The sequence below is a fragment of the Gottfriedia acidiceleris genome, from assembly GCF_050457485.1.
In the GTDB taxonomy this organism is placed as follows: domain Bacteria; phylum Bacillota; class Bacilli; order Bacillales; family Bacillaceae_G; genus Gottfriedia; species Gottfriedia acidiceleris_D.
Genome location: NZ_JBCMJM010000024.1, coordinates 24,523 through 51,389 on the forward strand (window position 1 = coordinate 24,523; position 26,867 = coordinate 51,389).

Consider the following 26,867-nt stretch of genomic DNA (forward strand, 5'->3'; position numbering starts at 1 on the left):
GTAGGCCCCTTGATAGATGTAAATAATTTCGAGTATATGAAGATCGGACTTGCATCGCCTGACAAAATTCGCTCGTGGTCATACGGGGAAATTAAAAAACCTGAAACAATTAACTACCGTACATTAAAACCTGAAAAAGATGGTCTTTTCTGTGAACGCATTTTCGGTCCTACTAAAGATTGGGAATGTCACTGCGGAAAATATAAACGTGTACGTTATAAAGGTGTAGTTTGTGATCGTTGTGGAGTTGAAGTAACTCGTGCAAAAGTACGTCGTGAGCGTATGGGTCACATCGAATTAGCTGCACCAGTATCACATATTTGGTATTTCAAAGGTATTCCAAGCCGAATGGGACTTGTTTTAGACATGTCCCCTCGTGCTCTGGAAGAAGTTATCTACTTTGCTTCTTACGTAGTAACTGAAGCTGGAGATACTCCTTTAGAAAAGAAACAATTGCTTTCTGAGAAAGAGTTCCGTGCTTATCGTGAGCGTTACGGTCAAACTTTCCAAGCATCTATGGGTGCTGAAGCAATTAAAAAATTATTAAGCGATATTAATCTTGAAAAAGATGTTGATTCATTAAAAGAAGAGTTAAAAACTGCTCAAGGTCAACGTCGTACAAGAGCAATTAAACGTTTAGAAGTTTTGGAAGCATTCCGTAACTCTGGTAATGAGCCTTCTTGGATGATCTTAGATGTGCTACCAGTAATCCCACCTGAATTACGACCAATGGTTCAATTAGATGGTGGACGTTTTGCAACTTCAGATCTAAACGATTTATATCGTCGTGTAATTAACCGTAACAACCGTTTAAAACGTTTATTAGACCTTGGTGCACCAAGCATCATCGTACAAAACGAAAAACGTATGCTTCAAGAAGCAGTTGATGCGTTAATTGACAATGGTCGTCGTGGCCGTCCAGTTACTGGACCAGGTAACCGTCCATTAAAATCTCTTTCTCACATGCTTAAAGGTAAGCAAGGACGTTTCCGTCAAAACTTACTTGGTAAACGTGTTGACTACTCTGGCCGTTCGGTTATCGTTGTAGGACCAAACCTACAAATGTATCAATGTGGATTACCAAAAGAAATGGCAATTGAATTATTCAAGCCATTCGTGATGAAAGAATTAGTAGAGCGCGGATTAGCACATAACATTAAGTCTGCAAAACGTAAAATTGAGCGTTTACACCCTGAGATTTGGGATGTATTAGAATCAGTTATTCGTGAGCATCCAGTGTTACTAAACCGTGCCCCAACTCTGCACAGACTTGGTATCCAAGCGTTCGAACCTACATTAGTAGAAGGCCGTGCAATCCGTCTACATCCACTTGTATGTACTGCATACAATGCCGATTTTGATGGAGACCAAATGGCTGTTCACGTACCGTTATCAAGTGAAGCACAAGCAGAAGCACGTATCCTAATGCTAGCAGCACAAAACATCCTGAACCCGAAAGATGGTAAACCAGTAGTTACACCATCTCAAGATATGGTATTAGGTAACTATTACTTAACTCTTGAGCGTGCAGGCGCAGTTGGTGAAGGTATGGTATTTAAAGATATCAATGAGGCGTTAATTGCATACCAAAATGGCTATGTACATTTACATTCTCGTGTTGCTGTTGCAGCAAATTCATTAAATAACGAAACATTTACTGAAGAACAAAAAAATTCATTATTAATCACAACGGTTGGTAAGTTAATTTTCAATGAAATCTTACCTACTTCGTTCCCATATATTAATGAACCTACTCAGAGTAATCTTGAGAAGGAAACTCCTCAGATGTATTTCGTAGCTAAAGGTTCGAATATTAAAGAAATTATTGAAAGTAGAGAAGAAATTGCTCCTTTCAAAAAGAAAATACTTGGAAATATTATCGCAGAAGTATTTAAACGTTTCAAAATTACTGAAACGTCAAAAATGCTAGACCGCATGAAGGATCTTGGATTCAGACACTCTACTAAAGCTGGTATTACAGTTGGTGTATCAGACATCATCGTATTACCTGAGAAACAGTTAATTATTGCTGAAGCTCAAGAAAAAGTAGATAAAGTTCTAAAACAATTCCGCCGTGGTTTAATCACAGAAGATGAGCGTTACGATCGTGTAATCGCAATTTGGAGTGATGCGAAGGATGTTATTCAAGGCAAACTGATGGCTTCCCTAAATAAACGTAACCCAATCTTTATGATGAGTGACTCTGGTGCCCGTGGTAACGCATCTAACTTTACTCAGCTTGCTGGTATGCGTGGTCTGATGGCCAACCCGGCTGGTCGTATTATTGAGTTACCAATCAAATCTTCATTCCGTGAAGGTCTAACGGTACTTGAATACTTCATCTCTACACACGGTGCGCGTAAAGGTCTTGCCGATACAGCACTAAAAACAGCCGATTCAGGTTACTTAACTCGTCGTCTAGTTGACGTTGCACAAGATGTAATCGTTCGTCAAGATGATTGTGGTACTGACCGCGGATTACACGTTAAAGCAATTAAAGAAGGTAACGAAATTATTGAAGGATTATACGATCGTTTAGTTGGTCGTCATTTACGTTCAACTATACGCCACCCAGAAACAGGTGCATTACTTGCTCAAGAGAACGATTTAATTACAGAAGACTTAGCTCGTGAAATTATCGATGCTGGTATTGAAGAAGTTAATATCCGTTCTGCGTTCACATGTAATACTAACCATGGAGTATGTAAAAAATGTTATGGCCGTAACTTAGCTACAGGTGCTGAGGTTGAAGTTGGTGAGGCAGTAGGTATTATCGCTGCACAATCAATCGGTGAACCAGGTACACAGTTAACGATGCGTACATTCCATACAGGTGGGGTAGCAGGAGACGATATTACTCAAGGTTTACCTCGTATCCAAGAGCTATTTGAAGCACGTAATCCTAAAGGTCAAGCGGTTATTTCTGAAATTGATGGTATTATTTCAATTTCTACTGACGCTAAAGATAAACAAGAAATTATTGTTCAAGGCTCAGTTGAATCTAGAAACTACCCAGTTCCTTATGGCGCTAGACTAAAAGTTCAAGAAGGTGAATCAATTGAACGCGGTCAAGTAATGACTGAAGGTTCAATTGATCCTAAAGAACTTCTAAAAGTAAAAGGTACAAATGCTGTTCAAGAATACTTACTACGTGAAGTACAAAAAGTATACCGTATGCAAGGGGTAGAAATTGGCGACAAGCACGTAGAGGTAATGGTACGTCAAATGCTGAAGAAAGTTCGTGTAATGGATGCAGGTGAGACTGATTTATTACCTGGTACATTATTAGAACTTCATCAGTTTACTGAAGCAAATAAAGAAGCTTTATTTGCAGGTAAACAACCAGCTACTGCACGCCCATTATTACTAGGTATTACAAAAGCATCATTAGAAACAGACTCATTCCTATCTGCTGCATCATTCCAAGAAACAACGCGTGTATTAACAGACGCTGCGATTAAAGGAAAACGTGATGAGTTGCTAGGATTAAAAGAGAATGTTATTATAGGTAAGTTGGTTCCAGCTGGTACTGGTATGAACAGATACCGTAAAGTAGATCTTGTAAAAGATTTAACTGAATCAGTTGAAATGAACGAAGAAGTATTAGTTGAAAAATAAACTTAAAATATTTTAAAACTTGAGTTGACATCATTTGATGAAAAATGATAAGATATTCAAGGTTGCTCCTAGACAATAGCACTGCTAATCTAAGCAGGTTAGATCCGGGGCTAATTTAGGAATATACAGTAGTTAAAACTGTTTTTGTGAGAAGGAGGGCTTCCTTCTTCTTGCAAAAACTTTGTTTTCAACTTATTATGAACCACCTGGATGTGTGGTCTTATAAATATTTGAAGGGAGGAAAAATCATGCCTACTATTAACCAGTTAGTGCGTAATGGACGTACTTCTAAAGTATGGAAATCAAAATCACCAGCATTAAATAAAGGTTTCAACTCATTAAAGAAAAAATCAACTGATTTATCAGCTCCACAAAAACGTGGTGTTTGTACTCGTGTTGGTACAATGACTCCAAAGAAACCAAACTCAGCTTTACGTAAATATGCTCGTGTGCGTTTAACTAACCAAATCGAGGTAACTGCTTATATCCCAGGTATCGGACACAACTTACAAGAGCACAGTGTTGTTCTTATCCGTGGTGGACGTGTAAAAGATTTACCAGGGGTACGTTACCATATCGTTCGTGGTGCATTAGATACTGCAGGTGTTGACAAACGTATGCAAGGTCGTTCTAAATATGGAACTAAGAGACCAAAAGCAGCTAAGAAGTAATAAATAACAACTAGCCGAAAGGAGGAAATAACATGCCACGTAAAGGTCCTGTTGCAAAAAGAGATGTATTGCCAGATCCACTTTATAATTCAAAATTAGTTTCTCGTTTAATCAACAAAATGATGATTGACGGAAAAAGAGGAAAGTCTCAAGCTATCTTATACGGAGCATTTGAATTAATCCAAGAACGTTCTGGTAAAGAACCAATGGAAGTATTCGAAGCAGCTCTTAAAAATATCATGCCAGTTCTAGAAGTTAGAGCTCGTCGTGTTGGTGGTTCAAACTACCAAGTACCAGTTGAGGTTCGCCCTGAGCGCCGTACAACTTTAGGTCTTCGCTGGTTAGTTAACTATGCTCGTCTTCGTGGAGAAAAAACGATGGAAGAGCGTTTAGCTAATGAAATTCTTGATGCAGCTAACAACTCAGGTTCTGCAGTTAAGAAACGTGAAGATACACACAAAATGGCAGAAGCGAACAAAGCGTTTGCTCACTACCGTTGGTAAGATTAAAAGCAATTTAGTTATTTCTGCACATAATGAATGTTGGTTAAGTCGTTCACCTATTTCTAATTTAGCTTGCTAGATTAAATAGGTGAACGTCGGATTACATAATTTAGGATGACATAATAGTTCCTTGCTTGTAGTGCTTGCTTAACTTAATAACATGAAGTATGTATAGGAATAACTTTTTCTTGTACTAAAAAATCCTAACTAATACTGGAAGGGAGAAAGAACCCTGATGACTAGAGAGTTCTCCTTAAATAACACTCGTAATATCGGGATCATGGCTCATATTGATGCTGGTAAAACAACAACAACAGAGCGTATCCTTTATTACACAGGTCGTATTCACAAAATTGGTGAAACTCATGAAGGAGCTTCACAAATGGACTGGATGGAGCAAGAGCAAGAGCGTGGTATCACTATCACATCTGCTGCTACAACAGCTCAGTGGAATAACCACCGTGTAAATATCATTGATACTCCAGGTCACGTAGACTTCACTGTAGAAGTTGAACGTTCTCTACGTGTACTTGATGGCGCAGTAGCAGTACTTGATGCTCAATCAGGTGTTGAGCCTCAAACTGAAACAGTTTGGCGCCAAGCAACTACTTACGGAGTTCCACGTGTAGTATTCGTTAACAAAATGGATAAAATCGGCGCGGATTTCTTATACTCTGTAGGTACGTTACATGACCGTTTACAAGCTAACGCACACCCAATCCAATTAGCGATGGGTGCTGAAGATAACTTCTGGGGTATTGTTGACCTAGTTGAAATGAAAGCTATTAAGTACAATAATGACTTAGGAACTGACATTGAAACGATCGAAATTCCAGAAGAATATCAAGAACTTGCTGAAGAGTACCGTGGTCGTTTAATCGAAGCGGTAGCTGAGCTAGATGAAGAATTAATGATGAAATACCTTGAAGGTGAAGAAATCACAATTCCTGAATTAAAAGCTGCTATTCGTACAGCTACATGTTCAGTACAATTCTACCCAGTAGTTTGTGGTTCTGCTTTCAAAAACAAAGGTGTTCAATTAATGCTTGATGCAGTAATTGACTACCTACCATCTCCACTAGATGTACCAGCTATCAAAGGAACATTACCTGATACTGATGAAGAGAAAATCGTTCCTTCAAGTGATGAAGAGCCTTTCGCTGCATTAGCATTTAAAATCATGACTGATCCTTATGTTGGTAAATTAACGTTCTTCCGAGTATACTCAGGTACGTTAGAATCTGGTTCATACGTTCAAAACTCTACAAAAGGTAAGCGTGAGCGTGTAGGTCGTATCCTACAAATGCATGCTAACTCTCGTCAAGAGATTTCGAAAGTATACGCTGGGGATATCGCAGCAGCTGTAGGTCTTAAAGATACTACAACTGGTGATACTTTATGTGATGAAAAGAATTTAGTAATTCTTGAGTCTATGGAATTCCCTGATCCAGTTATCTCAATTGCGATTGAGCCAAAATCTAAAGCTGACCAAGATAAAATGGGTCAAGCATTAGTAAAATTAACTGAAGAAGATCCAACTTTCCGTGCACATACTGACCAAGAAACTGGTCAAGTAATCATCGCTGGTATGGGTGAGCTTCACCTTGATATCATCGTTGACCGTATGCGTCGTGAATTCAAAGTAGAAGCTAACGTTGGTGCTCCTCAAGTAGCATACCGTGAAACTTTCCGTTCTTCTGCACAAGTAGAAGGTAAATTCGTTCGTCAATCAGGTGGACGTGGACAATTCGGACACGTTTGGATTGAATTCTCACCAAACGAAGAAGGAAAAGGCTTCGAATTTGAAAACGCAATCGTTGGTGGTGTTGTTCCTCGTGAATACATCCCAGCTGTAGCTGCAGGTCTTGAAGATTCTCTTAAAAATGGTGTGTTAGCTGGTTTCCCACTAATCGACATTAAAGCGAAATTATTCGATGGATCTTACCATGATGTTGACTCAAACGAGATGGCGTTTAAAGTAGCTGCTTCATTAGCTCTTAAAAATGCTGTTAAGAAATGTAACCCAGTTCTACTTGAACCATTAATGAAAGTAGAAGTTGTTATCCCTGAGGAATACTTAGGAGATATCATGGGTGATATTACTTCTCGTCGTGGACGCGTTGAAGGTATGGAAGCTCGCGGTAACGCTCAAGTAGTACGTGCAATGGTTCCTCTTTCTGAAATGTTTGGATATGCAACTTCATTACGTTCTAACACACAAGGTCGTGGAACGTTCTCAATGGTATTTGACCATTACGAAGATGTACCAAAATCAATTTCTGAAGAGATTATCAAAAAATATAAAGGTGAGTAATTGATTATTTAGTTCTCATCATGTATAACTATTTATGTTAGCTATAAAGGGGACTCCCCCTTTATGGCATAATAATAAAACAAAACTAAAATTAATTTTCTTAATTATAAGGAGGATTTTTACAATGGGTAAAGCTAAATTCGAACGTGTAAAACCACACGTTAACATTGGTACAATCGGACACGTTGACCATGGTAAAACTACATTAACTGCTGCTATTACTACAGTATTAGCTAAAGTAGGTGGAGCTGAAGCTCGCGCTTACGATCAAATCGATGGTGCTCCAGAAGAAAGAGAACGTGGAATCACAATCTCTACTGCACACGTTGAGTACGAAACAGAAACTCGTCACTATGCACACGTTGACTGCCCAGGTCACGCTGACTATGTTAAAAACATGATCACTGGTGCTGCTCAAATGGACGGTGGTATCTTAGTAGTATCTGCTGCTGATGGTCCAATGCCTCAAACTCGTGAGCACATTCTTTTATCTCGTCAAGTAGGTGTACCTTACATCGTAGTATTCATGAACAAATGTGACATGGTTGACGACGAAGAATTACTTGAATTAGTTGAAATGGAAATCCGTGATCTATTATCAGAATACGATTTCCCAGGCGATGACATTCCAGTAATCAAAGGTTCTGCGCTTAAAGCTCTTGAAGGAGATGCTGAGTGGGAAGCTAAAATTCATGAATTAATGGCTGAAGTTGATACTTACATCCCAACACCAGCTCGTGAAACTGACAAGCCTTTCTTAATGCCAGTTGAGGATGTATTCTCAATCACTGGTCGTGGAACAGTTGCTACTGGTCGTGTTGAGCGTGGTATCGTTAAAGTTGGTGACGTAGTAGAAATCGTTGGTCTTGTTGAAGAGCCAAAATCAACTACTGTAACAGGTGTTGAAATGTTCCGTAAACTTCTTGACCAAGCAGAAGCTGGAGACAACATCGGTGCACTTCTTCGTGGGGTTGCTCGTGACGATATCCAACGTGGTCAAGTTTTAGCTAAACCAGGTTCAGTTAAACAACACACTAAGTTCAAAGCTGAAGTTTACGTTTTATCTAAAGAAGAAGGTGGACGTCACACTCCATTCTTCGCTAACTACCGTCCACAATTCTATTTCCGTACAACTGACGTAACTGGAATCATCCAATTACCAGAAGGCGTTGAAATGGTTATGCCTGGCGACAACATCGAAATGACTGTTGAGTTAATCAACGCAATCGCTGTTGAAGAAGGAACTAAGTTCTCTATCCGTGAGGGTGGACGTACTGTAGGCGCTGGCGTAGTTGCTACAATCGTTGAATAATTAAACTTAAAAGCTTAGAAGATCTTTTCTTCTAAGCTTTTTTTTATAAGTAAATTGGAAATATTTAAAATATGCATTAAAACCGATTCTTGCTTGATTTTAATAATTGAAGATAATATAATAACTAAGTACTGAAGACGACGAGAACATTATTTAATTAAACTTATAACAAGTGCTTGCAATAGCATTATTTTTTATGTATAATAGATGATGTTGGTCTTTGACTGCGTAGAAGTGGAAGGTTGCTGATACACCCGGCCGCTTTGCCATGGCGAGTGTAAGGAAATTTCCACGGAGTATGTCTATTATTTAAATAGGCGAAAAAGGAGGGAAAATTATGGCAAAAGAAAAAATTCGTATTCGTTTAAAAGCTTATGATCACCGTATTTTAGATCAATCTGCAGAGAAAATCGTTGAAACAGCGAAACGTTCTGGTGCTTCTGTATCTGGTCCGATTCCGTTACCAACTGAGAAATCAGTTTACACGATCCTTCGTGCGGTTCATAAATACAAAGATTCTCGTGAGCAATTCGAAATGCGCACTCACAAACGTTTAATCGATATCGTGAATCCAACTCCACAAACAGTTGATTCATTAATGAGACTAGATTTACCATCTGGCGTTGATATTGAAATCAAACTTTAATAAAATTATATATAAATTCAGGAGGTGTGACTTATGACTAAAGGAATCTTAGGGAAAAAGATCGGTATGACACAAGTATTTGCTGAAAACGGCGAGTTAATTCCAGTAACTGTAATCGAAGCTACTCCAAACGTGGTTTTACAAAAGAAAACTACTGAAACTGATGGCTACGAAGCTATTCAAATCGGTTTCGCTGACAAACGTGAAAAATTAGCTAACAAACCAGAAAAAGGGCACTCTGCTAAGGCAAACACTGCACCTAAGCGCTTCGTTCGTGAACTTCGCAACGCTGACGTATCAGCTTATGAAGTTGGTCAAGAAGTCAAAGTAGATATTTTTGCAAATGGTGACATCGTTGATGTAACTGGAACTTCAAAAGGTAAAGGATTCCAAGGTAGCATTAAGCGCCACGGACAATCTCGTGGACCAATGTCTCACGGTTCTCGTTACCACCGTCGTCCAGGTTCAATGGGTCCTGTTGCTCCGAACCGTGTATTCAAAAACAAAGCTTTACCTGGTCAAATGGGTGGAGAAAAAGTAACTGTACAAAACCTACAAATCGTTAAAGTTGACGTTGAACGTAACTTACTTTTAGTAAAAGGTAATGTACCAGGTTCTAAAAAATCTTACGTAACAATCCGTACTGCGGTTAAATCTAAATAATTAATTTAGAAGAAAGGAGGAAATAAAATGCCTAAAGTTACTATGTTTAATCAAACAGGTGCTCAAGTAGGAGAAATCGAATTAGCTGATGCTGTATTCGGAATTGCTCCAAACGAACATGCTTTATTTGATGCTGTAATGATGCAACGTGCATCTTTACGTCAAGGTACTCACAAAGTTAAAACACGTTCTGAAGTACGTGGTGGTGGTCGTAAACCATGGAGACAAAAAGGAACTGGCCGTGCTCGTCAAGGTTCAATCCGTTCTCCACAATGGCGTGGTGGTGGTATCGTATTCGGTCCAGCTCCAAGATCATACTCTTATAAATTACCTAAAAAGGTACGTCGCTTAGCGATTAAATCTGCTTTATCTACTAAAGTATTAGAACAAAGCATGCTAGTTCTTGAAGATTTAGCGTTAAACGCACCAAAAACAAAAGATATGGTTACTGTTTTAACTGGCTTATCAGTTGCTAAGAAAGTTTTAATCGTAACAGCTGACTTAAATGAAAACGTAGCTTTATCTGCTCGCAATATCCCTGGAATCACAGTTCTTGCAGCAAATGAAGTAAACGTAATCGACGTTTTACATCATGATACATTAATCATGACTAAAGCTGCGGTGGAAAAAGTAGAGGAGGTGCTTGCGTAATGAAGGATCCTCGTGATATTATCAAACGCCCAGTTATCACTGAAGCTTCTATGGAAGCAATCGCTGAAAAAAAATACACTTTTGAAGTAGATGTAAGAGCTAATAAAACTGAAGTTAAAGATGCTGTTGAAGCAATCTTCGGTGTTAAAGTAGAAAAAGTTAACGTAATGAACTACAAAGGTAAGTTTAAACGTATGGGTAAACATGCTGGTTACACAAACCGTCGTAGAAAAGCAATCGTTAAATTAACTGCTGATAGCCAAGAAATTACATTATTCGAAGGCGTTTAATACTAACTACTAGAAAAGGAGGGAAATTACGATGGGAATCAAAAAGTATAAACCAACCACTAACGGTCGCCGTGGTATGACTACTAATGATTTTGCTGAGATCACTACTGACAAACCAGAAAAATCATTATTAGCTCCACTTAGCAAAAAAGCTGGCCGTAATAACCAAGGTAAAATTACTGTTCGTCACCAAGGTGGTGGACACAAACGTCAATACCGTATCATCGATTTCAAACGAGATAAAGATGGTATACCAGGACGCGTTGCTACAATCGAGTACGATCCAAACCGTTCTGCAAACATTGCGTTAATTAACTACGCTGATGGAGAAAAACGTTACATCCTAGCTCCTAAAAACTTAGTAGTAGGAATGGAAATCGTTTCAGGTCCTGAAGCAGATATTAAAGTAGGTAACGCTTTACCACTTGTAAACATTCCAGTAGGTACAACAATCCACAACATCGAGTTAAAACCAGGTCGTGGAGGACAATTAGTACGTTCAGCTGGTACTTCTGCTCAAGTATTAGGTAAAGAAGACCGTTATGTACTAGTTCGATTAAATTCTGGTGAAGTACGTATGATTTTAGCAACTTGCCGCGCGACAGTAGGTCAAGTTGGTAACGAACATCACGAACTTATTAACATCGGTAAAGCAGGTCGTTCTCGTTGGATGGGTAAACGCCCAACTGTACGTGGATCTGTAATGAACCCAGTTGATCACCCACACGGTGGTGGTGAAGGACGCTCTCCAATCGGACGTAAATCACCAATGTCTCCATGGGGTAAACCAACTCTTGGTTACAAAACTCGTAAGAAAAACAAAGCGTCAGACAAGTTTATCGTTCGTCGTCGTAAAAAATAACGCGATTGTGCTACGGTTCACTAGAACCGTAGGTCAATCACGAAGGGAGGTACCACAATGGGACGCAGCCTAAAAAAAGGTCCATTTATTGATGATCACTTATTAGCTAAAGTTGAGAAATTAAACGAAACTGACTCTAAGCAAGTTGTTAAAACTTGGTCACGTCGTTCGACTATTTTCCCACAATTTATCGGACATACTATTGCAGTATACGATGGTCGTAAACACGTACCTGTATATGTATCGGAAGATATGGTAGGTCACAAACTTGGTGAATTTGCTCCAACTCGTACTTATAAAGGTCACGATGCGGATGACAAGAAAACTAGAAGATAATGAGAGGAGGCACTCCAATGCAAGCTAAAGCTGTACTGAGAACAGTTCGTATCGCTCCTCGTAAAGTTCGTCTAGTAGTCGATTTAATCCGAGGTAAACAAGTTGGCGAAGCGATCGCAATCCTTCGACACACACCAAAAACTGCTTCTCCTGTTGTAGAAAAATTATTAAAATCTGCTATTGCTAACGCAGAGCATAACTATGATATGGATGTTAATAACTTATACATCGAAAAAGTATTCGTTGATGAAGGTGCTACTTTAAAACGTTTCCGCCCTCGTGCACAAGGACGTGCTAGCGCAATCAACAAACGCACAAGCCACATTACAATCGTGGTATCAGAGAAGAAGGAGGGATAATCGATGGGACAAAAGGTAAATCCAGTCGGACTTCGTGTTGGTATTATTAAAGATTGGGAATCTAAATGGTACGCTGAAAAAGATTACGCTGATCTTTTACATGAAGACATCAAAATTCGTGAGTACATCAGCACTCGTTTAAAAGATTCTGCTGTTTCTAAAGTAGAAATCGAAAGAGCTGCTAACCGTGTAAACATTACTGTTCACACTGCAAAACCAGGTATGGTAATCGGTAAAGGTGGTTCGGAAGTTGAAGCTCTTCGTAAAGCTTTAAACAACCTTACTGGCAAACGTGTTCATATCAACATCATCGAAATTAAAAGAGCAGATCTTGATGCTAAATTAGTAGCTGAAAACATCGCTCGCCAATTAGAAAATCGTGTTTCTTTCCGTCGTGCTCAAAAGCAAGTACTTCAACGTGCTATGCGTGCTGGTGCATTAGGAATCAAAACACAAGTTTCTGGTCGTCTTGGCGGAGCAGATATCGCTCGTTCTGAATCATATAGCGAAGGTACAGTGCCACTTCATACATTACGTGCAGACATCGACTATGCAACTGCAGAAGCAGATACAACATACGGTAAACTTGGCGTAAAAGTATGGATCTATAAAGGTGAAGTTCTTCCTACAAAAAAGAAAGCTTCTGAGGAAGGAGGAAATTAATTATGTTAATGCCTAAACGTGTTAAATATAGAAGAGAGCATCGTGGAAAAATGCGCGGACGTGCCAAAGGTGGTACTGAAGTAGCATTTGGTGAATTCGGTTTACAATCTACTGAAGCTTCTTGGATTACTAACCGTCAAATTGAAGCAGCGCGTCGTGCAATGACTCGTTACATGAAACGTGGCGGTAAAGTATGGATTAAAATCTTCCCTTCTAAACCTTACACAGCTAAACCTCTTGAGGTTCGTATGGGTAGCGGTAAAGGTGCTCCTGAAGGTTGGGTAGCAGTTGTTAAACCAGGAAAAATTATGTTCGAAATCGCTGGTGTATCTGAAGAAGTAGCTCGTGAAGCACTACGCTTAGCAGCTCACAAATTACCAGTTAAATGTAAGTTTGTAAAACGTGAAGACAATGGTGGTGATTCTAATGAAAACTAATGAGATTCGCGATCTTACCACTGCTGAAATTGAATTAAAAGTGAAATCTCTTAAAGAAGAGTTATTCAACCTTCGTTTCCAATTAGCTACAGGACAATTAGAGAACACTGCTCGTATCCGCGAGGTTCGTAAAGCAATTGCTCGTATGAAAACTGTAGTTCGTGAAAGAGAAATTAACTCTAATAATTAATAATGAGGGGAGGTTTGCCCAGTGAGCGAACGTAACCAACGTAAAGTTTACACAGGACGTGTAGTTTCTGATAAGATGGATAAGACAATTACTGTTGTAGTTGAAACTTATAAAACACATAAACTATACGGAAAACGCGTTAAATATTCTAAGAAATATAAAGCGCACGATGAGCTAAACACTGCAAAAGTTGGCGATATCGTAAAAATCATGGAGACTCGTCCATTATCAGCTACAAAACGTTTCCGTTTAGTTGAAATCGTAGAAGAAGCTGTTATTATCTAATAGATGATCGGATATTATTCTCAATCCGAAAGGAGGTCAATTTGACATGATCCAACAAGAAACTCGTTTAAAAGTTGCTGACAATTCAGGTGCACGTGAATTACTTACTATTAAAGTATTAGGTGGTTCAGGCCGTAAAACTGCTAACATCGGTGATATCATCGTATGTACAGTAAAACAAGCAACACCAGGTGGCGTTGTTAAAAAAGGTGATGTAGTTAAAGCCGTTATCGTTCGTACGAAACGCGGTGTTCGTCGTCCAGACGGTACTTACATCAAATTTGATGAAAACGCAGCTGTTATCATTAAAGATGATAAGAGCCCACGTGGTACTCGTATTTTCGGACCAGTTGCACGTGAATTACGTGATAGCAACTTCATGAAAATCGTATCATTAGCTCCAGAAGTACTTTAATTAATGTACTTTAATAAATACTTCAGAAAGCCTTATTAAGGAGGTGCACGAAGAAGATGCATGTAAAAAAAGGTGATAAAGTTCAAGTTATCTCTGGTAAAGACAAAGGAAAACAAGGTGTTATCCTTGCTGCTTTTCCAAAGAATAACCGCGTACTAGTTGAAGGTGTTAACATCATTAAAAAACACTCAAAACCTACTCAAGCTAACCCACAAGGTGGCATCATCGAGAAAGAAGCACCAATCCATGTTTCTAATGTTATGGCATTAGATCCAAAAACTGGAGTACCTACACGCGTAGGTTACCAATTAGTGGATGGTAAAAAAGTACGTATTGCAAAAAAATCAGGCGAATTACTTGATAAATAATAGAAATTTATGAAAGGAGGTCAACTGAATGAACCGCCTAGTCGAGAAATATCAAAATGAAATCACTCCTGCTCTAGTGAGCAAGTTTAACTATAAATCAGTTATGCAAGTGCCAAAAATTGAAAAGATCGTCATCAACATGGGTGTTGGTGAGGCTGTTTCAAATTCAAAAGCATTAGATACTGCTGTTGAGGAATTAACTTTAATCGCAGGTCAAAAACCTGTTGTAACTAGAGCTAAAAAATCAATCGCACAATTCCGTCTTCGTGAAGGAATGCCTATCGGTGCTAAAGTTACATTACGCGGTGAGCGTATGTACGAATTCTTTGAGAAATTAGTATCTGTAACATTACCTCGTGTACGTGACTTCCGTGGAATCTCTAAAAAAGCATTCGATGGCCGTGGAAACTACACTTTAGGTGTTAAAGAGCAATTAATCTTCCCAGAGATCGATTATGATAAAGTAAACAAAGTACGTGGTATGGACATCGTTATTGTAACTACTGCAAATACTGATGAAGAAGCTCGTGAAATGCTAACATTATTCGGAATGCCTTTTCAAAAATAATGAAAGCCAGCGCTAAAGAAGAGGAGGCGAAAACGTGGCTAAAAAATCAATGATTGCGAAACAAAAACGTGCTCAGAAATTTAAAGTACAAGAGTATACACGTTGCGAACGTTGCGGACGTCCACACTCAGTATTACGTAAATTTAAACTTTGCCGTATTTGTTTCCGTGAACTTGCTTATAAAGGACAAATCCCTGGCGTTAAAAAAGCTAGTTGGTAATTCAATAGATATTAGGAAGGAGGTTATCTGAACATGGTCATGACAGATCCTATTGCAGATATGCTTACTCGCATTCGTAATGCGAACATGGTACGTCACGAGAAATTAGAATTCCCAGGTTCTAACCTAAAGAAAGAAGTTGCTGAAATTCTAAAACGTGAAGGTTTCATCCGTGACGTTGAGTACATTGAAGATGATAAACAAGGTATCATCCGTATTTTCTTAAAATATGGTGTGAACAACGAACGTGTTATCACTGGATTAAAAAGAATTTCTAAGCCTGGCTTACGTGTATACGCGAAAGCTGACGAAGTACCTCGCGTACTTAACGGTTTAGGTGTTGCTATTGTATCAACATCTAAAGGTGTAATGACAGATAAAGAAGCTCGTCAAGCAAAAACTGGTGGCGAAATCTTAGCATACGTTTGGTAATATAACACAGAGAGAATGGAGGTGTAGTGAATGTCTCGTGTTGGTAAAAAAGAACTTGTAATTCCTGCTGGAGTTACTCTTACTAATAACAACAATACTATTACAGTAAAAGGACCTAAAGGTGAGTTAACTCGTACTTTTAGCCCTGATATGACAATCGAAGTTAACGAGAACGTATTATCAGTTGCACGTCCAACTGATAACAAAGAGCACCGTGCTCTTCATGGTACAACTCGTGCTATCTTAGGTAACATGGTTGAAGGTGTAACTAATGGTTATACTCGTAACCTTGAGTTAGTTGGGGTAGGTTACCGTGCAACTAAAACAGGTGACAAACTTGTTCTAGCTGTTGGTTATTCTCACCCAGTTGAGATCACTCCTGAAAATGGTGTTGAAATCGAAGTACCTTCAAATACTAAAATCAGTATTAAAGGTATCGACAAAGAACGTGTAGGCGCACTTGCTGCTTACATCCGTCAAGTACGTCCACCAGAGCCTTACAAAGGCAAAGGTATTCGTTACGAAGGCGAAATGGTTCGTCGTAAAGAAGGTAAAACTGCGAAGTAATCTATAACTAGATAAGAGAAAGGAGTGACCAAGATGATCTTTAAGGCTGATAAAAATGCAGTACGTAAAAAAAGACATGCTCGTGTTCGTACTAAATTATCTGGTACTCAAGAACGTCCACGTTTAAACGTTTACCGTTCAAACAACCATATCTATGCTCAAATCATTGATGATGTTAATGGTGTAACATTAGCAAGTGCATCAACTTTAGATAAAGAATTAACTTTAAATGGTACTGGCAATATCGAAGCAGCAACATTAGTTGGTAGTTTAGTTGCAAAACGCGCTACTGAAAATGGTGTTTCTGTAGTTGTATTCGACCGCGGTGGTTACTTATATCATGGTCGCGTAAAAGCTTTAGCTGAAGCTGCTCGTGAAGCTGGTTTACAATTTTAATAAAAGAAGGAGGGACATACATGCGTCGCATTGATCCTAATAAATTAGAGCTTGAAGAACGCTTAGTTACGATCAACCGTGTTGCTAAAGTTGTAAAAGGTGGACGTCGTTTCCGCTTTGCAGCATTAGTAGTTGTTGGTGACAAAAACGGTCATGTAGGTTTTGGTACTGGTAAAGCTCAAGAAGTACCTGATGCTATTCGTAAAGCTGTTGAAGATGCTAAGAAAAACCTAATTAACGTACCAATCGTTGGAACTACAATTCCTCACGTAATTACTGGTCGTTTTGGAGCTGGTGAAGTATTCTTAAAACCTGCTTCTGAAGGTACTGGAGTTATCGCTGGAGGTCCTGTTCGTGCGGTATTAGAACTTGCTGGGGTACATGATATTTTATCTAAATCTCTTGGTTCTAACACACCAGTAAACATTGTACGTGCTACTATCGAAGGTTTAAGTAACTTAAAACGTGCGGATGAAGTTGCAAAACTACGTGGTAAATCTGTAGAAGAATTACTAGGTTAATAAGGAGGGATAACGATGGCTAAACAGTTAGAAATTACCCTTACTCGCAGTGTAATTGGTCGTAAACAAGATCAAATCGCAACAGTTCGTGCTTTAGGTATTACTAAAACAAACCAAACTGTTGTTAAACAAGATAACGCTGCAATGCGTGGGATGATTAACAAAGTTTCTCACCTTGTATCTGTAAAAGAAATTTAATTGAACATGAATAAGTAAGGAGGTGCCCTAATGAAACTTCATGAATTAAAACCTACAGAAGGTTCTCGTAAAGTATCTAAACGTATCGGTCGTGGTATTGGTTCAGGTACTGGTAAAACTGCTGGTAAAGGTCATAAAGGACAAAACGCTCGTTCAGGTGGCGGTGTTCGTCTTGGATTTGAAGGTGGTCAAACTCCTTTATTCCGTCGTTTACCAAAACGTGGTTTCACTAACATCAACCGTAAAGATTACGCAATCGTTAATGTTGAAACGTTAAATCGCTTCGAAAACGGAACTGAAGTAACTCCTGAGTTACTGATCGAAACTGGTATCGTTCGTAAAGAATTAGCTGGTATTAAGATTTTAGGTAAAGGTAAGTTAGAAGTTAAACTTACTGTTAAAGCTCACAAGTTCTCATCTTCTGCGGTAGAGGCAATCGAAGCAGCTGGTGGAAATGCTGAGGTGATCTAAAATGTTCCGGACAATCTCCAACTTTATGCGCATTGCAGATATTAGAAAAAAAATATTCTTTACGTTATTAATGTTAATTGTATTTCGTATTGGAACGTTTATACCTGTTCCAAACGTCAACGCTGATGTATTAGCATCTCAAGATAGTGCAACGAGTATTTTCGGTGTGCTAAATACATTCGGTGGAGGAGCTCTTAAACAGTTCTCGATTTTTGCAATGGGTATAATGCCGTACATTACTGCTTCAATCATTATTCAGTTACTTCAAATGGACGTTGTTCCGAAGTTAACTGAATGGTCGAAGCAAGGTGAGATTGGTCGACGTAAATTGACTCAACTGACTAGATACATCACAATTATTCTAGGTTTTGTAGAAGCAATTGGATTATCAATCAGTATGAACAATGTTACTGGCGGAATGTTAATTGAAAATCCAGGTTGGTCAACCTATCTTTATATAGCAATTGTACTAACAGCTGGAACATCTTTCTTATTGTGGTTAGGTGAGCAGATTACTGCTAAAGGTGTAGGGAACGGTATTTCAGTTATCATCTTTGGCGGTATAGTTGCTGCTATTCCTAATACACTTCACCAAGTCTATCAGCAACAATTTCAAAATGCTGGAGATGCGCTATTCATGAACATCGTTAAGGTTGGCATAGTGTTTTTAGTTTTACTATTAGTAATTGTTTCTGTAATTTACATTCAACAAGCTAATCGTAAAATTCCAATTCAATATGCTAAACGTAACAATGGTAATAATAGCTATGTCGGAGGACAATCTACTCACTTGCCATTAAAAGTAAATGGCGCTGGGGTTATTCCGGTAATCTTCGCTGTTTCATTTTTAATTACTCCTTCAACAATTGCATCGTTCTTACCAAGTAACAATGTGACTGAATGGATTAAAACGCATTTTACGTATAACAATCCATGGGGAATGGCATTTTATTTAATCTTGATCATTGCATTCACATATTTTTATACTTTTGTTCAGGCAAATCCAGAGCAAATGGCTGAAAATCTTCAGAAGCAAGGTGGCTACATCCCGGGTATTCGCCCAGGTAAGAGCACTCAAGAATATATCATTAAAGTCTTATATCGTTTAACTTTCGTAGGAGCAATTTTCTTAGCTGTCATCGCTTTATTACCAATCGTATTTGGTAAAATTGCGAACTTACCACCTTCAGCTCAAATTGGAGGAACAAGTTTACTAATCGTAGTCGGCGTTGCGCTTGAAACAATGAAACAATTAGAAAGTCAGCTTGTTAAGAGAAACTACAAAGGCTTTATTAAAGAACGAGCATAGGGAAATGCATAATTCCCTATTGCTCACCTAATTTTGAGGAGGATTAACCATGAATTTAATTCTTATGGGGCTTCCTGGTGCAGGCAAAGGCACACAAGCTGAGAAAATTGTCGAAAAATACGGCATTCCTCATATATCTACTGGTGATATGTTCCGTGCAGCGATTAAAGACGGCACTGAACTAGGTCTTCAAGCAAAATCGTTTATGGATCAAGGTCATCTTGTTCCTGATGAGGTAACAATTGGTATTGTACGTGAACGATTAGCAAAAGATGATTGCCAAAATGGTTTTTTACTGGATGGTTTTCCTAGAACAGTTGCGCAGGCTGAAGCACTAGAAGAGACTTTGAAAGTAATGAATCGTAAAATTGACTTCGTGTTAAACATTCATGTAGACCAACAACTTTTAATTGAACGTTTAACAGGTCGTCGTATTTGCAAAGAGTGTGGAGCAACTTATCATTTAATTTTCAATCCACCTGTTGAAGAGGGTGTTTGCCCTAAATGTGGCGGAGAACTTTATCAACGTGCGGATGATAATGAAGAAACAGTTGCAAATCGCCTTGAAGTAAATATCAAACAAACTCAGCCTCTACTTGATTTCTACAATAATCTTGGTTATGTAAAAACAATTGAAGGTGAACAAGAGATTAGCAATGTTTTCAATGACATTGATAATCTTTTAAAAGAGTTAGTTTAATAATTGAACGATAAGATCGTCGTTCCTTGTGTATGACGTATTGTTGTTTCGTCAAAACTGATACTGTTATAAAAGCTTAAACATGGCTTTGCTTGGAACGATTGATATAATTTAGGTCTTTTGTAGGCCAATAAATCTCCAACATATCAGAGCACTTTGGCTTAATGTTCCTAAGCGTATGTTTGCCTACAAGCAAGCTACTGATTTGAAGAAAGGAGAATGCCCTAATGGCGAAAGATGATGTAATTGAAATTGAAGGTACCGTTACGGAAACACTTCCGAATGCGATGTTCAAGGTTGAATTGGAAAATGGTCATGTCGTTCTTGCACACGTTTCTGGTAAAATTCGTATGAACTTCATTCGTATTCTTCCAGGTGACAAGGTTACTGTAGAACTATCTCCATATGATTTAACTCGTGGCCGTATTACGTACCGTTTTAAATAATAAATATGCACTCCGTAATCTACAAGGAGGTTGAAATCATGAAAGTGAGACCATCAGTAAAACCAATCTGTGAAAAATGTAAAGTTATCCGCAGACGTGGTAAAGTAATGGTAATTTGTGAAAATCCAAAACATAAACAAAAACAAGGTTAATATAGAAGGAGGTGCACTAGAATGGCTCGTATTGCTGGTGTAGATATTCCTCGCGACAAACGCGTGGTTGTTTCTTTAACTTATGTATACGGAATCGGTCGTGCAACTTCTGAAAAAATCTTAGCTGAAGCTGGTATTTCAGAAGACACTCGTGTACGTGATTTAACAGAAGAAGAATTAGGTAAAATTCGTGAATTAATCGATAAGTTGAAAGTTGAAGGGGATCTTCGTCGTGAAGTTTCTTTAAACATTAAACGTCTAATCGAAATTGGTTCATATCGTGGTATTCGCCACCGTCGTAGCTTACCTGTTCGTGGTCAAAACACTAAAAATAATGCTCGTACTCGTAAAGGCCCACGCCGTACAGTAGCGAACAAAAAGAAATAATATTTTTTAAGTAAAGGAGGGTATTCAACATGGCACGTAAAACAAATGTACGTAAACGTCGTGTGAAAAAGAATATTGAAGCTGGTACAGCTCATATTCGTTCAACTTTCAATAACACAATCGTAACAATCACTGATGTTCATGGTAACGCAATTTCATGGTCAAGCGCTGGATCATTAGGTTTCAAAGGATCTCGTAAATCTACTCCATTCGCTGCACAAATGGCTGCTGAAACTGCTGCTAAAGCTTCTATGGAACACGGTTTAAAAACTCTTGACGTAACTGTTAAAGGTCCGGGTGCTGGTCGTGAGGCTGCTATCCGTGCTCTTCAAGCTGCTGGTCTTGAAGTAACTGCTATCAGAGACGTTACTCCAGTTCCACATAACGGATGCCGTCCACCAAAACGTCGTCGTGTATAATTTGTCTGTATAAATTTTCAAAAATTGTCTATAATGGATTATGATATATGTTTGGCAAATATTAACAGACATCTCTTGTTGTGCACAATTAGGAACTGCCTAATAGGGACTTTCGGTTAGCATGGTCTAACCGAGGGTTTCGACGTTTTGAAGGAGGGTTTAAAAAATGATTGAAATCGAAAAGCCGAAAATCGAAACGGTTGAGATCAGTGACGATTCCAAATATGGTAAATTCGTTATTGAACCACTTGAGCGTGGATATGGTACAACGCTAGGTAACTCCTTACGTCGTATCCTTTTATCCTCACTTCCTGGTGCCGCTGTAACTGCTATTCAAATTGATGGCGTGTTACATGAGTTCTCTACAGTTGAAGGTGTTGTAGAAGACGTTACAACAATTATCCTTAATGTTAAAAAGCTTGCTCTGAAAATTTATTCAGATGAAGAAAAAACATTAGAAATTGATGTGCGCGGTGAAGGGCCAATTACTGCAGCCGATATTACGCATGATAGCGATGTTGAAGTTCTAAATCCAGATCTTCATATTGCAACTCTTGCTAAAGATGCTCATTTACGTATGCGTCTAACTGCTAGACGTGGACGTGGATACATCCCTGCAGATGGTAACAAAAGAGAGGATCAAGCAATAGGTGTTATTCCTATCGACTCGATTTACACTCCAGTGTCTCGTGTCACATACCAAGTTGAAAATACACGTGTGGGACAGGTTTCAAATTTCGATAAGTTAACACTTGATGTTTGGACTGACGGAAGTATTGGACCAAAGGATGCGATCGCACTTGGTTCAAAAATTCTTACTGAACACTTAAACATTTTTGTAGGTTTAACTGACGAAGCTAAAAATGCAGAAATCATGGTCGAAAAAGAAGAAGATCAAAAAGATAAAGTCCTTGAAATGACGATTGAAGAACTTGATCTTTCTGTTCGTTCATATAACTGCTTAAAGCGAGCTGGTATTAATACTGTACAAGAGCTTGCGAATAAGACAGAAGAAGACATGATGAAAGTACGTAACTTAGGTCGTAAGTCTTTAGAAGAAGTAAAACATAAGTTAGAAGAGTTAGGTCTTGGCCTACGTAAAGAAGACTGATTGTAGCTTCTATAAAGGGAGAGGCGTTCTCTTCATGTCTATATGACCCAATTTTGATACTACTTACAAAGGAGGGAACTAGAAATGGGATACAGAAAATTAGGACGTACTAGCTCACAACGTAAAGCTATGTTACGTGACTTAGCTACTGATTTAATTATCAACGAACGTATTCAAACAACTGAAACTCGTGCGAAGGAGTTACGTTCAGTTGTTGAAAAAATGATTACATTAGGTAAACGTGGAGACTTACACGCTCGTCGTCTAGCTGCTGCTTACATCCGTAATGAAGTTGCTAACGCTGAAAATGGTCAAGACGCTTTACAAAAATTATTTGCTGACATCGCTCCTCGTTACACTGAGCGCCAAGGTGGATACACTCGTATCGCAAAAATTGGTCCTCGTCGCGGAGACGCAGCACCAATGGTTGTTATCGAATTAGTTTAATATTCGAATACAAAAGGGCTCGACGTTTCTTGTAAACATGTCGTTGCCCTTTTTTTCTGTTTACTTTTAGACTATTATATATCTATAAACAATGAGAAATTATAGGTGAACAAATGAGAAAAGATAGTATTAAAGTAGATAACATCTCTTTTAAATATCCACAGGCACAATCAAATGCAGTTCATTCTGTATCATTTAATATAAAAGAAAATGAATGGATCGCTATTGTAGGTCGAAACGGTTCAGGAAAGTCAACATTAGCTAAACTTTTAAATGGATTAATATTACCCGAAGAAGGCCATATTGTGATTGATGAGGAAATTAGCTTATCAGAAAAAACAATTTGGGACGTGCGAAAGAAAATAGCGATGGTATTTCAAAATCCTGATAATCAGTTTGTAGGTACGACTGTAATAGACGATATTGCATTTGGATTAGAAAACCATGGAATTGAGAAAAAAGAAATGGATCGTCGAATTGAAGAAGTTTTAAACATCGTCAATATGAACGAGTTTGTACTCCATGAGCCACACTCTCTTTCTGGTGGCCAAAAACAAAGAGTAGCAATAGCAGGAGCATTAGCAATTCAACCAAGTATATTAATATTAGATGAAGCTACATCGATGTTAGATCCTTTTGGTAGAAAAGAAGTTATCGAGACAATTCGTGATTTACATAAAGACATTAATATGACTGTTATTTCAATTACTCATGATATAGAAGAAGCAATACATGCAGACCGTATTTTAATTATGCATGATGGTCATTTAGTTCAAAGCGTAACTCCAGAAGAGCTTTTAAAAACAGAGTTTTCTTTAGAGTCGCTTGGATTAGCATCTCCTTTTACAAATAACCTTTCTAGTTTATTAATTGAAAAAGGTTTACCTTTGAGACAAGACCATCTAGAGCAAGAAAGCTTGGTGAGCGAATTATGCAAATTACTTTTGAAAAAGTAGGCTATACTTATCAGCCGAAGACACCTTTCGAGCATCGTGCTCTTTATGATATAGATGTTGCGATACCAGATGGGTCATATTATGCTGTAATTGGTCACACAGGCTCAGGTAAATCTACTTTTCTGCAACATTTAAATGGCCTCTTACAACCAACAGAGGGCATCGCAAAAATAGACGATATTACCCTTTTATCAGATAAGAAAAACAAGAATTTAAAATCATTAAGAAAAAAAGTAGGATTAGTTTTTCAGTTTCCTGAGCAGCAATTATTTGAAGAAACTGTAGAGAAAGATATTTGCTTTGGTCCAATGAATTTTGGTGTTTCTGAAGATGAAGCAAAAAAAAGAGCTAAAGATCTAATTGAAAAAGTAGGCTTAAGTGAAGAATATTTAATGAAGTCACCATTTGAATTAAGTGGTGGTCAAATGAGAAGGGTTGCTATTGCAGGTGTTTTAGCAATGGAGCCAGAAGTTTTAGTTTTGGATGAACCAACTGCTGGACTTGATCCTAGTGGTCAAAAGGCGTTAATGGAAATGTTTTACGAATTGCATAAAGAAAAGGGCCTGACGATCATTTTGGTGACTCATAGCATGGAAGATGCAGCGAGATATGCTGATACGATTCATGTGCTTCAGAAAGGGACTACGTACTTAAAGGGAAGCCCTTTAGAAGTGTTTTCATATGAAAAGGAACTAGAGGAAATTGGATTACAAATTCCACTTTCTTTAAAATTCCACCAAGAACTAAATCAAAAATTAGGCATTAATGAAAAAGCTACAAGTTTAACAATCGAACAACTCGCTAATTATATAGCGAATCTTTATAATGGGGAAACAAAATGAATAGTCTAATTATCGGAAAATATATTCCAATCGATTCACTTATTCATCGTCTAGATGCTAGAGCAAAACTTCTTACAATGTTTATTTTTATTTGTATCGTTTTCTTAGCAAATAATTTTATAACATACGGTATTTTATTTTTATTTTCAATTGTAACAGTATTGCTATCAAGAGTGCCTCTTAATTATTATTTAAAAGGATTAAGAGCAATCTGGTTATTAGCAGTGTTCACGTTTTTATTGCATGTTTTTACAAATAAAGAGGGACCACTAATTTATCATTTTGGATGGGTCGAAATTCATAAAGAAGGTATTATTCAAGGTATTTTTATATCTTTGAGATTTTTTCTTTTAGTTTCAATTACTACTTTACTGACATTAACAACAAATCCAATCGAAATTACCGATGGACTTGAGTCATTATTTAACCCATTTAAAAGATTTGGCTTACCTGTGCATGAAATGGCTTTAATGATGTCAATTTCACTACGATTTATTCCAACGCTTATGGAAGAGACTGAAAAGATTATGAAGGCACAATCGTCTCGAGGAGTGGATTTCTCTTCAGGACCTATAAAAGACAGGTTAAAAGCATTAGTCTCTTTACTTGTTCCATTATTTATTCATTCATTTAAACGAGCTGAAGACTTAGCTGTTGCGATGGAAGCTAGAGGTTACCAAGGCGGAGATGGAAGATCAAAGTTTCGTATTATGAAGTGGCATTTAAGGGATACAGCATGTTTTGTTGTATTACTAATATTATTTTTACTATTATTGTTTTTACGTAAGTAATGGAGATAAGTTATGAATCGAATTAAATGTATAATTTCATATGATGGCACACTATTTAATGGATACCAAGTTCAACCTAATCAGAGAACAGTCCAAACAGATTTTGAGAAGGTACTAACAAAAATGCACAAAGGTAATCCAATAAGAATCCATGCATCTGGTAGGACAGATACAGGGGTACACGCAGTAGGACAAGTAATACATTTTGATAGTGAATATGCGCTTCAACCAGAGCAATGGAAGAGAGCATTAAATGCACAATTGCCTAAAGATATTAATGTGAGATATGTAGAAATTGTCGATGATAATTTTCATTCTAGATTTGACGTCGTTCGGAAAGAATACCGTTATTTTATTTGGAATGAAAAAGACGAAAATGTTTTTTCTAGAAACCATCATTATTTTTTTCCTTTTGAACTAAATATTGATAAAATGCAAGAAGCATTAGATTGCTTACTAGGTACACATGATTTTAGTTCCTTTTGTGCATCAAATACGGATATTAAGGACAAAGTACGAACGATTTATAAAGGAAGTATTAATAAAACAGATCAGGGGATTGTCATCGCTCTTGAAGGAAATGGTTTTCTTTATAATATGGTAAGAATAATTGTTGGAACATTAATTGAAGTAGGGCAAGGAAAGCGTGATGTAAAAAGTGTTAAAAACGCATTATTAGCATGTGATCGAGCCAAGGCTGGCAAGACTTCACCGCCTAATGGGCTGTTTTTATGGAAAGTTGATTATAACAACTAATCCTGGTGTAACATTTGCTTGACATTAGAAGGTATAAAGTTTAATATTAAATACGGTATTGTTTTAAGAACCACGATTAGCCCCGGAACCAGTCGTGTTAAAGATAAACAATAAAAACAATTTTACTTTATGTATATTGTATTAGGAGGAAAATAGAATGCGCACAACTTATATGGCAAAAGCTAGCGAAGTTGAACGTAAGTGGTTCGTTGTAGACGCTGAAGGAAAAACTTTAGGTCGTCTTGCAACTGAAGTAGCTACTTTACTTCGCGGTAAGCACAAACCAACTTTCACACCACACGTTGATACAGGTGATAACGTAATCATCATCAATGCTGAGAAAGTTGAATTAACAGGAAACAAATTAAATAATAAAATTTACTACCGTCATACAATGTATGCTGGTGGTTTAAAAGAGCGTACAGCTTTAGAAATGCGTACTAACTACCCAGTTAAAATGCTTGAGTTAGCTGTTAAAGGTATGCTTCCAAAAGGACGTCTTGGACGTGCTCAAATTAAAAAGTTACACGTGTATGCTGGTAATGAGCATCCACACCAAGCACAAAAACCAGAAGTTTACGAACTTCGCGGATAA

39 protein-coding genes are annotated in these 26,867 nt (G+C 37.9%); all 39 read left to right on the plus strand.

The genetic code is table 11. The features are described from left to right. The first annotated feature begins 9 nt into the window (after window positions 1–9). The 39 genes from rpoC to rplM all read left to right on the plus strand — a co-directional run bounded on the left by rpoC (window position 10) and on the right by rplM (window position 26,867). On the plus strand, window positions 10–3,618 hold the full coding sequence (rpoC, locus tag ABEY15_RS21965; protein WP_429892164.1) for a DNA-directed RNA polymerase subunit beta': 3,609 nt from the start codon (window positions 10–12) through the stop codon (window positions 3,616–3,618). Window positions 3,619–3,866: 248 nt separating this feature from the next. Continuing rightward, complete coding sequence (gene rpsL / locus ABEY15_RS21970) at window positions 3,867–4,289, plus strand: 30S ribosomal protein S12 (protein ID WP_056467392.1); 423 nt, start codon at window positions 3,867–3,869, stop codon at window positions 4,287–4,289. Window positions 4,290–4,321: 32 nt separating this feature from the next. After that, entirely contained in the window at window positions 4,322–4,792 is a 471-nt protein-coding gene (gene rpsG / locus ABEY15_RS21975; RefSeq protein WP_056467395.1) for a 30S ribosomal protein S7, read from the plus strand. A gap of 235 nt (window positions 4,793–5,027) precedes the next feature. Beyond that, on the plus strand, window positions 5,028–7,106 hold the full coding sequence (gene fusA / locus ABEY15_RS21980) for an elongation factor G (protein WP_069033608.1): 2,079 nt from the start codon (window positions 5,028–5,030) through the stop codon (window positions 7,104–7,106). A gap of 124 nt (window positions 7,107–7,230) precedes the next feature. Beyond that, window positions 7,231–8,418 (plus strand): elongation factor Tu, encoded by a 1,188-nt coding sequence (gene tuf, locus ABEY15_RS21985; RefSeq protein ID WP_097978201.1) that lies wholly within the window; start codon window positions 7,231–7,233, stop codon window positions 8,416–8,418. A gap of 337 nt (window positions 8,419–8,755) precedes the next feature. Continuing rightward, window positions 8,756–9,064 carry a 30S ribosomal protein S10 gene (rpsJ, locus tag ABEY15_RS21990; RefSeq protein ID WP_056467407.1) on the plus strand — a complete coding sequence of 103 codons (309 nt, stop codon included), beginning with the start codon at window positions 8,756–8,758 and terminating at the stop codon, window positions 9,062–9,064. A gap of 33 nt (window positions 9,065–9,097) precedes the next feature. After that, window positions 9,098–9,727, plus strand: a complete 630-nt coding sequence (gene rplC, locus ABEY15_RS21995; RefSeq protein ID WP_056467410.1) for a 50S ribosomal protein L3 — start codon at window positions 9,098–9,100, stop codon at window positions 9,725–9,727. A gap of 27 nt (window positions 9,728–9,754) precedes the next feature. Further along, window positions 9,755–10,378, plus strand: a complete 624-nt coding sequence (rplD, locus tag ABEY15_RS22000) for a 50S ribosomal protein L4 (protein ID WP_056467413.1) — start codon at window positions 9,755–9,757, stop codon at window positions 10,376–10,378. Beyond that, window positions 10,378–10,668: a 50S ribosomal protein L23 gene (gene rplW / locus ABEY15_RS22005; protein ID WP_056467416.1), complete on the plus strand. Its 291-nt coding sequence runs from the start codon at window positions 10,378–10,380 to the stop codon at window positions 10,666–10,668. The genes rplD and rplW overlap by 1 nt, the downstream gene beginning before the upstream one ends. Window positions 10,669–10,699: 31 nt before the next feature. Further along, window positions 10,700–11,530, plus strand: a complete 831-nt coding sequence (gene rplB / locus ABEY15_RS22010; protein WP_056467419.1) for a 50S ribosomal protein L2 — start codon at window positions 10,700–10,702, stop codon at window positions 11,528–11,530. Window positions 11,531–11,587: 57 nt separating this feature from the next. Continuing rightward, a complete protein-coding gene (rpsS, locus tag ABEY15_RS22015) occupies window positions 11,588–11,866 on the plus strand; it encodes a 30S ribosomal protein S19 (protein ID WP_069033610.1) in 279 nt (92 codons plus the stop codon). 17 nt (window positions 11,867–11,883) lie between these two features. Further along, window positions 11,884–12,225: a 50S ribosomal protein L22 gene (rplV, locus tag ABEY15_RS22020; protein WP_056467425.1), complete on the plus strand. Its 342-nt coding sequence runs from the start codon at window positions 11,884–11,886 to the stop codon at window positions 12,223–12,225. A 3-nt stretch (window positions 12,226–12,228) separates the two neighbouring features. Further along, entirely contained in the window at window positions 12,229–12,888 is a 660-nt protein-coding gene (gene rpsC, locus ABEY15_RS22025) for a 30S ribosomal protein S3 (RefSeq protein WP_056467428.1), read from the plus strand. Between the two features lie 2 nt (window positions 12,889–12,890). After that, window positions 12,891–13,325: a 50S ribosomal protein L16 gene (gene rplP, locus ABEY15_RS22030; protein WP_069033611.1), complete on the plus strand. Its 435-nt coding sequence runs from the start codon at window positions 12,891–12,893 to the stop codon at window positions 13,323–13,325. Next, window positions 13,315–13,515: a 50S ribosomal protein L29 gene (gene rpmC / locus ABEY15_RS22035; RefSeq protein WP_056467434.1), complete on the plus strand. Its 201-nt coding sequence runs from the start codon at window positions 13,315–13,317 to the stop codon at window positions 13,513–13,515. The genes rplP and rpmC overlap by 11 nt, the downstream gene beginning before the upstream one ends. Window positions 13,516–13,536: 21 nt before the next feature. Then, window positions 13,537–13,800: a 30S ribosomal protein S17 gene (gene rpsQ / locus ABEY15_RS22040; protein ID WP_056467437.1), complete on the plus strand. Its 264-nt coding sequence runs from the start codon at window positions 13,537–13,539 to the stop codon at window positions 13,798–13,800. 46 nt (window positions 13,801–13,846) lie between these two features. Next, window positions 13,847–14,215, plus strand: coding sequence for a 50S ribosomal protein L14 (gene rplN / locus ABEY15_RS22045; protein ID WP_056467440.1), 369 nt, complete (start codon window positions 13,847–13,849; stop codon window positions 14,213–14,215). Window positions 14,216–14,271: 56 nt separating this feature from the next. After that, the gene (rplX, locus tag ABEY15_RS22050) at window positions 14,272–14,583 is read left to right on the plus strand and encodes a 50S ribosomal protein L24 (RefSeq protein ID WP_056467443.1); all 312 of its coding nucleotides are present in this window, start codon (window positions 14,272–14,274) and stop codon (window positions 14,581–14,583) included. Window positions 14,584–14,611: 28 nt separating this feature from the next. Further along, window positions 14,612–15,151 carry a 50S ribosomal protein L5 gene (gene rplE / locus ABEY15_RS22055; protein ID WP_069033613.1) on the plus strand — a complete coding sequence of 180 codons (540 nt, stop codon included), beginning with the start codon at window positions 14,612–14,614 and terminating at the stop codon, window positions 15,149–15,151. Between the two features lie 34 nt (window positions 15,152–15,185). Then, window positions 15,186–15,371: a type Z 30S ribosomal protein S14 gene (locus ABEY15_RS22060; RefSeq protein WP_056467450.1), complete on the plus strand. Its 186-nt coding sequence runs from the start codon at window positions 15,186–15,188 to the stop codon at window positions 15,369–15,371. A 33-nt stretch (window positions 15,372–15,404) separates the two neighbouring features. After that, entirely contained in the window at window positions 15,405–15,803 is a 399-nt protein-coding gene (rpsH, locus tag ABEY15_RS22065) for a 30S ribosomal protein S8 (RefSeq protein ID WP_056467453.1), read from the plus strand. Window positions 15,804–15,833: 30 nt separating this feature from the next. Next, complete coding sequence (gene rplF, locus ABEY15_RS22070; protein ID WP_069033614.1) at window positions 15,834–16,370, plus strand: 50S ribosomal protein L6; 537 nt, start codon at window positions 15,834–15,836, stop codon at window positions 16,368–16,370. A gap of 33 nt (window positions 16,371–16,403) precedes the next feature. Further along, window positions 16,404–16,766, plus strand: coding sequence for a 50S ribosomal protein L18 (gene rplR, locus ABEY15_RS22075; RefSeq protein WP_429892165.1), 363 nt, complete (start codon window positions 16,404–16,406; stop codon window positions 16,764–16,766). A gap of 20 nt (window positions 16,767–16,786) precedes the next feature. Continuing rightward, window positions 16,787–17,287 (plus strand): 30S ribosomal protein S5, encoded by a 501-nt coding sequence (rpsE, locus tag ABEY15_RS22080; protein ID WP_056467462.1) that lies wholly within the window; start codon window positions 16,787–16,789, stop codon window positions 17,285–17,287. 15 nt (window positions 17,288–17,302) lie between these two features. Further along, window positions 17,303–17,485 (plus strand): 50S ribosomal protein L30, encoded by a 183-nt coding sequence (gene rpmD / locus ABEY15_RS22085; protein WP_056467464.1) that lies wholly within the window; start codon window positions 17,303–17,305, stop codon window positions 17,483–17,485. A gap of 30 nt (window positions 17,486–17,515) precedes the next feature. Further along, window positions 17,516–17,956 carry a 50S ribosomal protein L15 gene (gene rplO, locus ABEY15_RS22090; protein ID WP_056467467.1) on the plus strand — a complete coding sequence of 147 codons (441 nt, stop codon included), beginning with the start codon at window positions 17,516–17,518 and terminating at the stop codon, window positions 17,954–17,956. A gap of 1 nt (window position 17,957) precedes the next feature. After that, entirely contained in the window at window positions 17,958–19,265 is a 1,308-nt protein-coding gene (secY, locus tag ABEY15_RS22095) for a preprotein translocase subunit SecY (RefSeq protein ID WP_429892166.1), read from the plus strand. Window positions 19,266–19,314: 49 nt separating this feature from the next. Continuing rightward, entirely contained in the window at window positions 19,315–19,965 is a 651-nt protein-coding gene (locus ABEY15_RS22100) for an adenylate kinase (RefSeq protein WP_429892167.1), read from the plus strand. A 227-nt stretch (window positions 19,966–20,192) separates the two neighbouring features. After that, window positions 20,193–20,411 carry a translation initiation factor IF-1 gene (gene infA, locus ABEY15_RS22105; protein ID WP_056467475.1) on the plus strand — a complete coding sequence of 73 codons (219 nt, stop codon included), beginning with the start codon at window positions 20,193–20,195 and terminating at the stop codon, window positions 20,409–20,411. A gap of 38 nt (window positions 20,412–20,449) precedes the next feature. After that, window positions 20,450–20,563, plus strand: a complete 114-nt coding sequence (gene rpmJ, locus ABEY15_RS22110) for a 50S ribosomal protein L36 (protein WP_000868344.1) — start codon at window positions 20,450–20,452, stop codon at window positions 20,561–20,563. Between the two features lie 21 nt (window positions 20,564–20,584). Beyond that, entirely contained in the window at window positions 20,585–20,950 is a 366-nt protein-coding gene (gene rpsM, locus ABEY15_RS22115) for a 30S ribosomal protein S13 (RefSeq protein WP_056467478.1), read from the plus strand. 29 nt (window positions 20,951–20,979) lie between these two features. Then, on the plus strand, window positions 20,980–21,369 hold the full coding sequence (rpsK, locus tag ABEY15_RS22120; RefSeq protein WP_056467481.1) for a 30S ribosomal protein S11: 390 nt from the start codon (window positions 20,980–20,982) through the stop codon (window positions 21,367–21,369). A 166-nt stretch (window positions 21,370–21,535) separates the two neighbouring features. Next, window positions 21,536–22,480 (plus strand): DNA-directed RNA polymerase subunit alpha, encoded by a 945-nt coding sequence (locus tag ABEY15_RS22125; RefSeq protein ID WP_056467484.1) that lies wholly within the window; start codon window positions 21,536–21,538, stop codon window positions 22,478–22,480. An 84-nt stretch (window positions 22,481–22,564) separates the two neighbouring features. Then, on the plus strand, window positions 22,565–22,927 hold the full coding sequence (gene rplQ, locus ABEY15_RS22130; protein ID WP_056467487.1) for a 50S ribosomal protein L17: 363 nt from the start codon (window positions 22,565–22,567) through the stop codon (window positions 22,925–22,927). 113 nt (window positions 22,928–23,040) lie between these two features. Then, window positions 23,041–23,883: an energy-coupling factor ABC transporter ATP-binding protein gene (locus tag ABEY15_RS22135; RefSeq protein ID WP_429892168.1), complete on the plus strand. Its 843-nt coding sequence runs from the start codon at window positions 23,041–23,043 to the stop codon at window positions 23,881–23,883. Continuing rightward, window positions 23,859–24,725 (plus strand): energy-coupling factor ABC transporter ATP-binding protein, encoded by an 867-nt coding sequence (locus ABEY15_RS22140; protein ID WP_429892169.1) that lies wholly within the window; start codon window positions 23,859–23,861, stop codon window positions 24,723–24,725. The genes ABEY15_RS22135 and ABEY15_RS22140 overlap by 25 nt, the downstream gene beginning before the upstream one ends. Then, window positions 24,722–25,516, plus strand: a complete 795-nt coding sequence (cbiQ, locus tag ABEY15_RS22145; RefSeq protein WP_429892171.1) for a cobalt ECF transporter T component CbiQ — start codon at window positions 24,722–24,724, stop codon at window positions 25,514–25,516. Before ABEY15_RS22140 ends, cbiQ begins: the two co-directional genes overlap by 4 nt. Before the next feature lie 12 nt (window positions 25,517–25,528). Then, window positions 25,529–26,272 (plus strand): tRNA pseudouridine(38-40) synthase TruA, encoded by a 744-nt coding sequence (gene truA, locus ABEY15_RS22150; protein WP_429892172.1) that lies wholly within the window; start codon window positions 25,529–25,531, stop codon window positions 26,270–26,272. Window positions 26,273–26,429: 157 nt separating this feature from the next. Continuing rightward, window positions 26,430–26,867: a 50S ribosomal protein L13 gene (gene rplM / locus ABEY15_RS22155; RefSeq protein WP_056467502.1), complete on the plus strand. Its 438-nt coding sequence runs from the start codon at window positions 26,430–26,432 to the stop codon at window positions 26,865–26,867.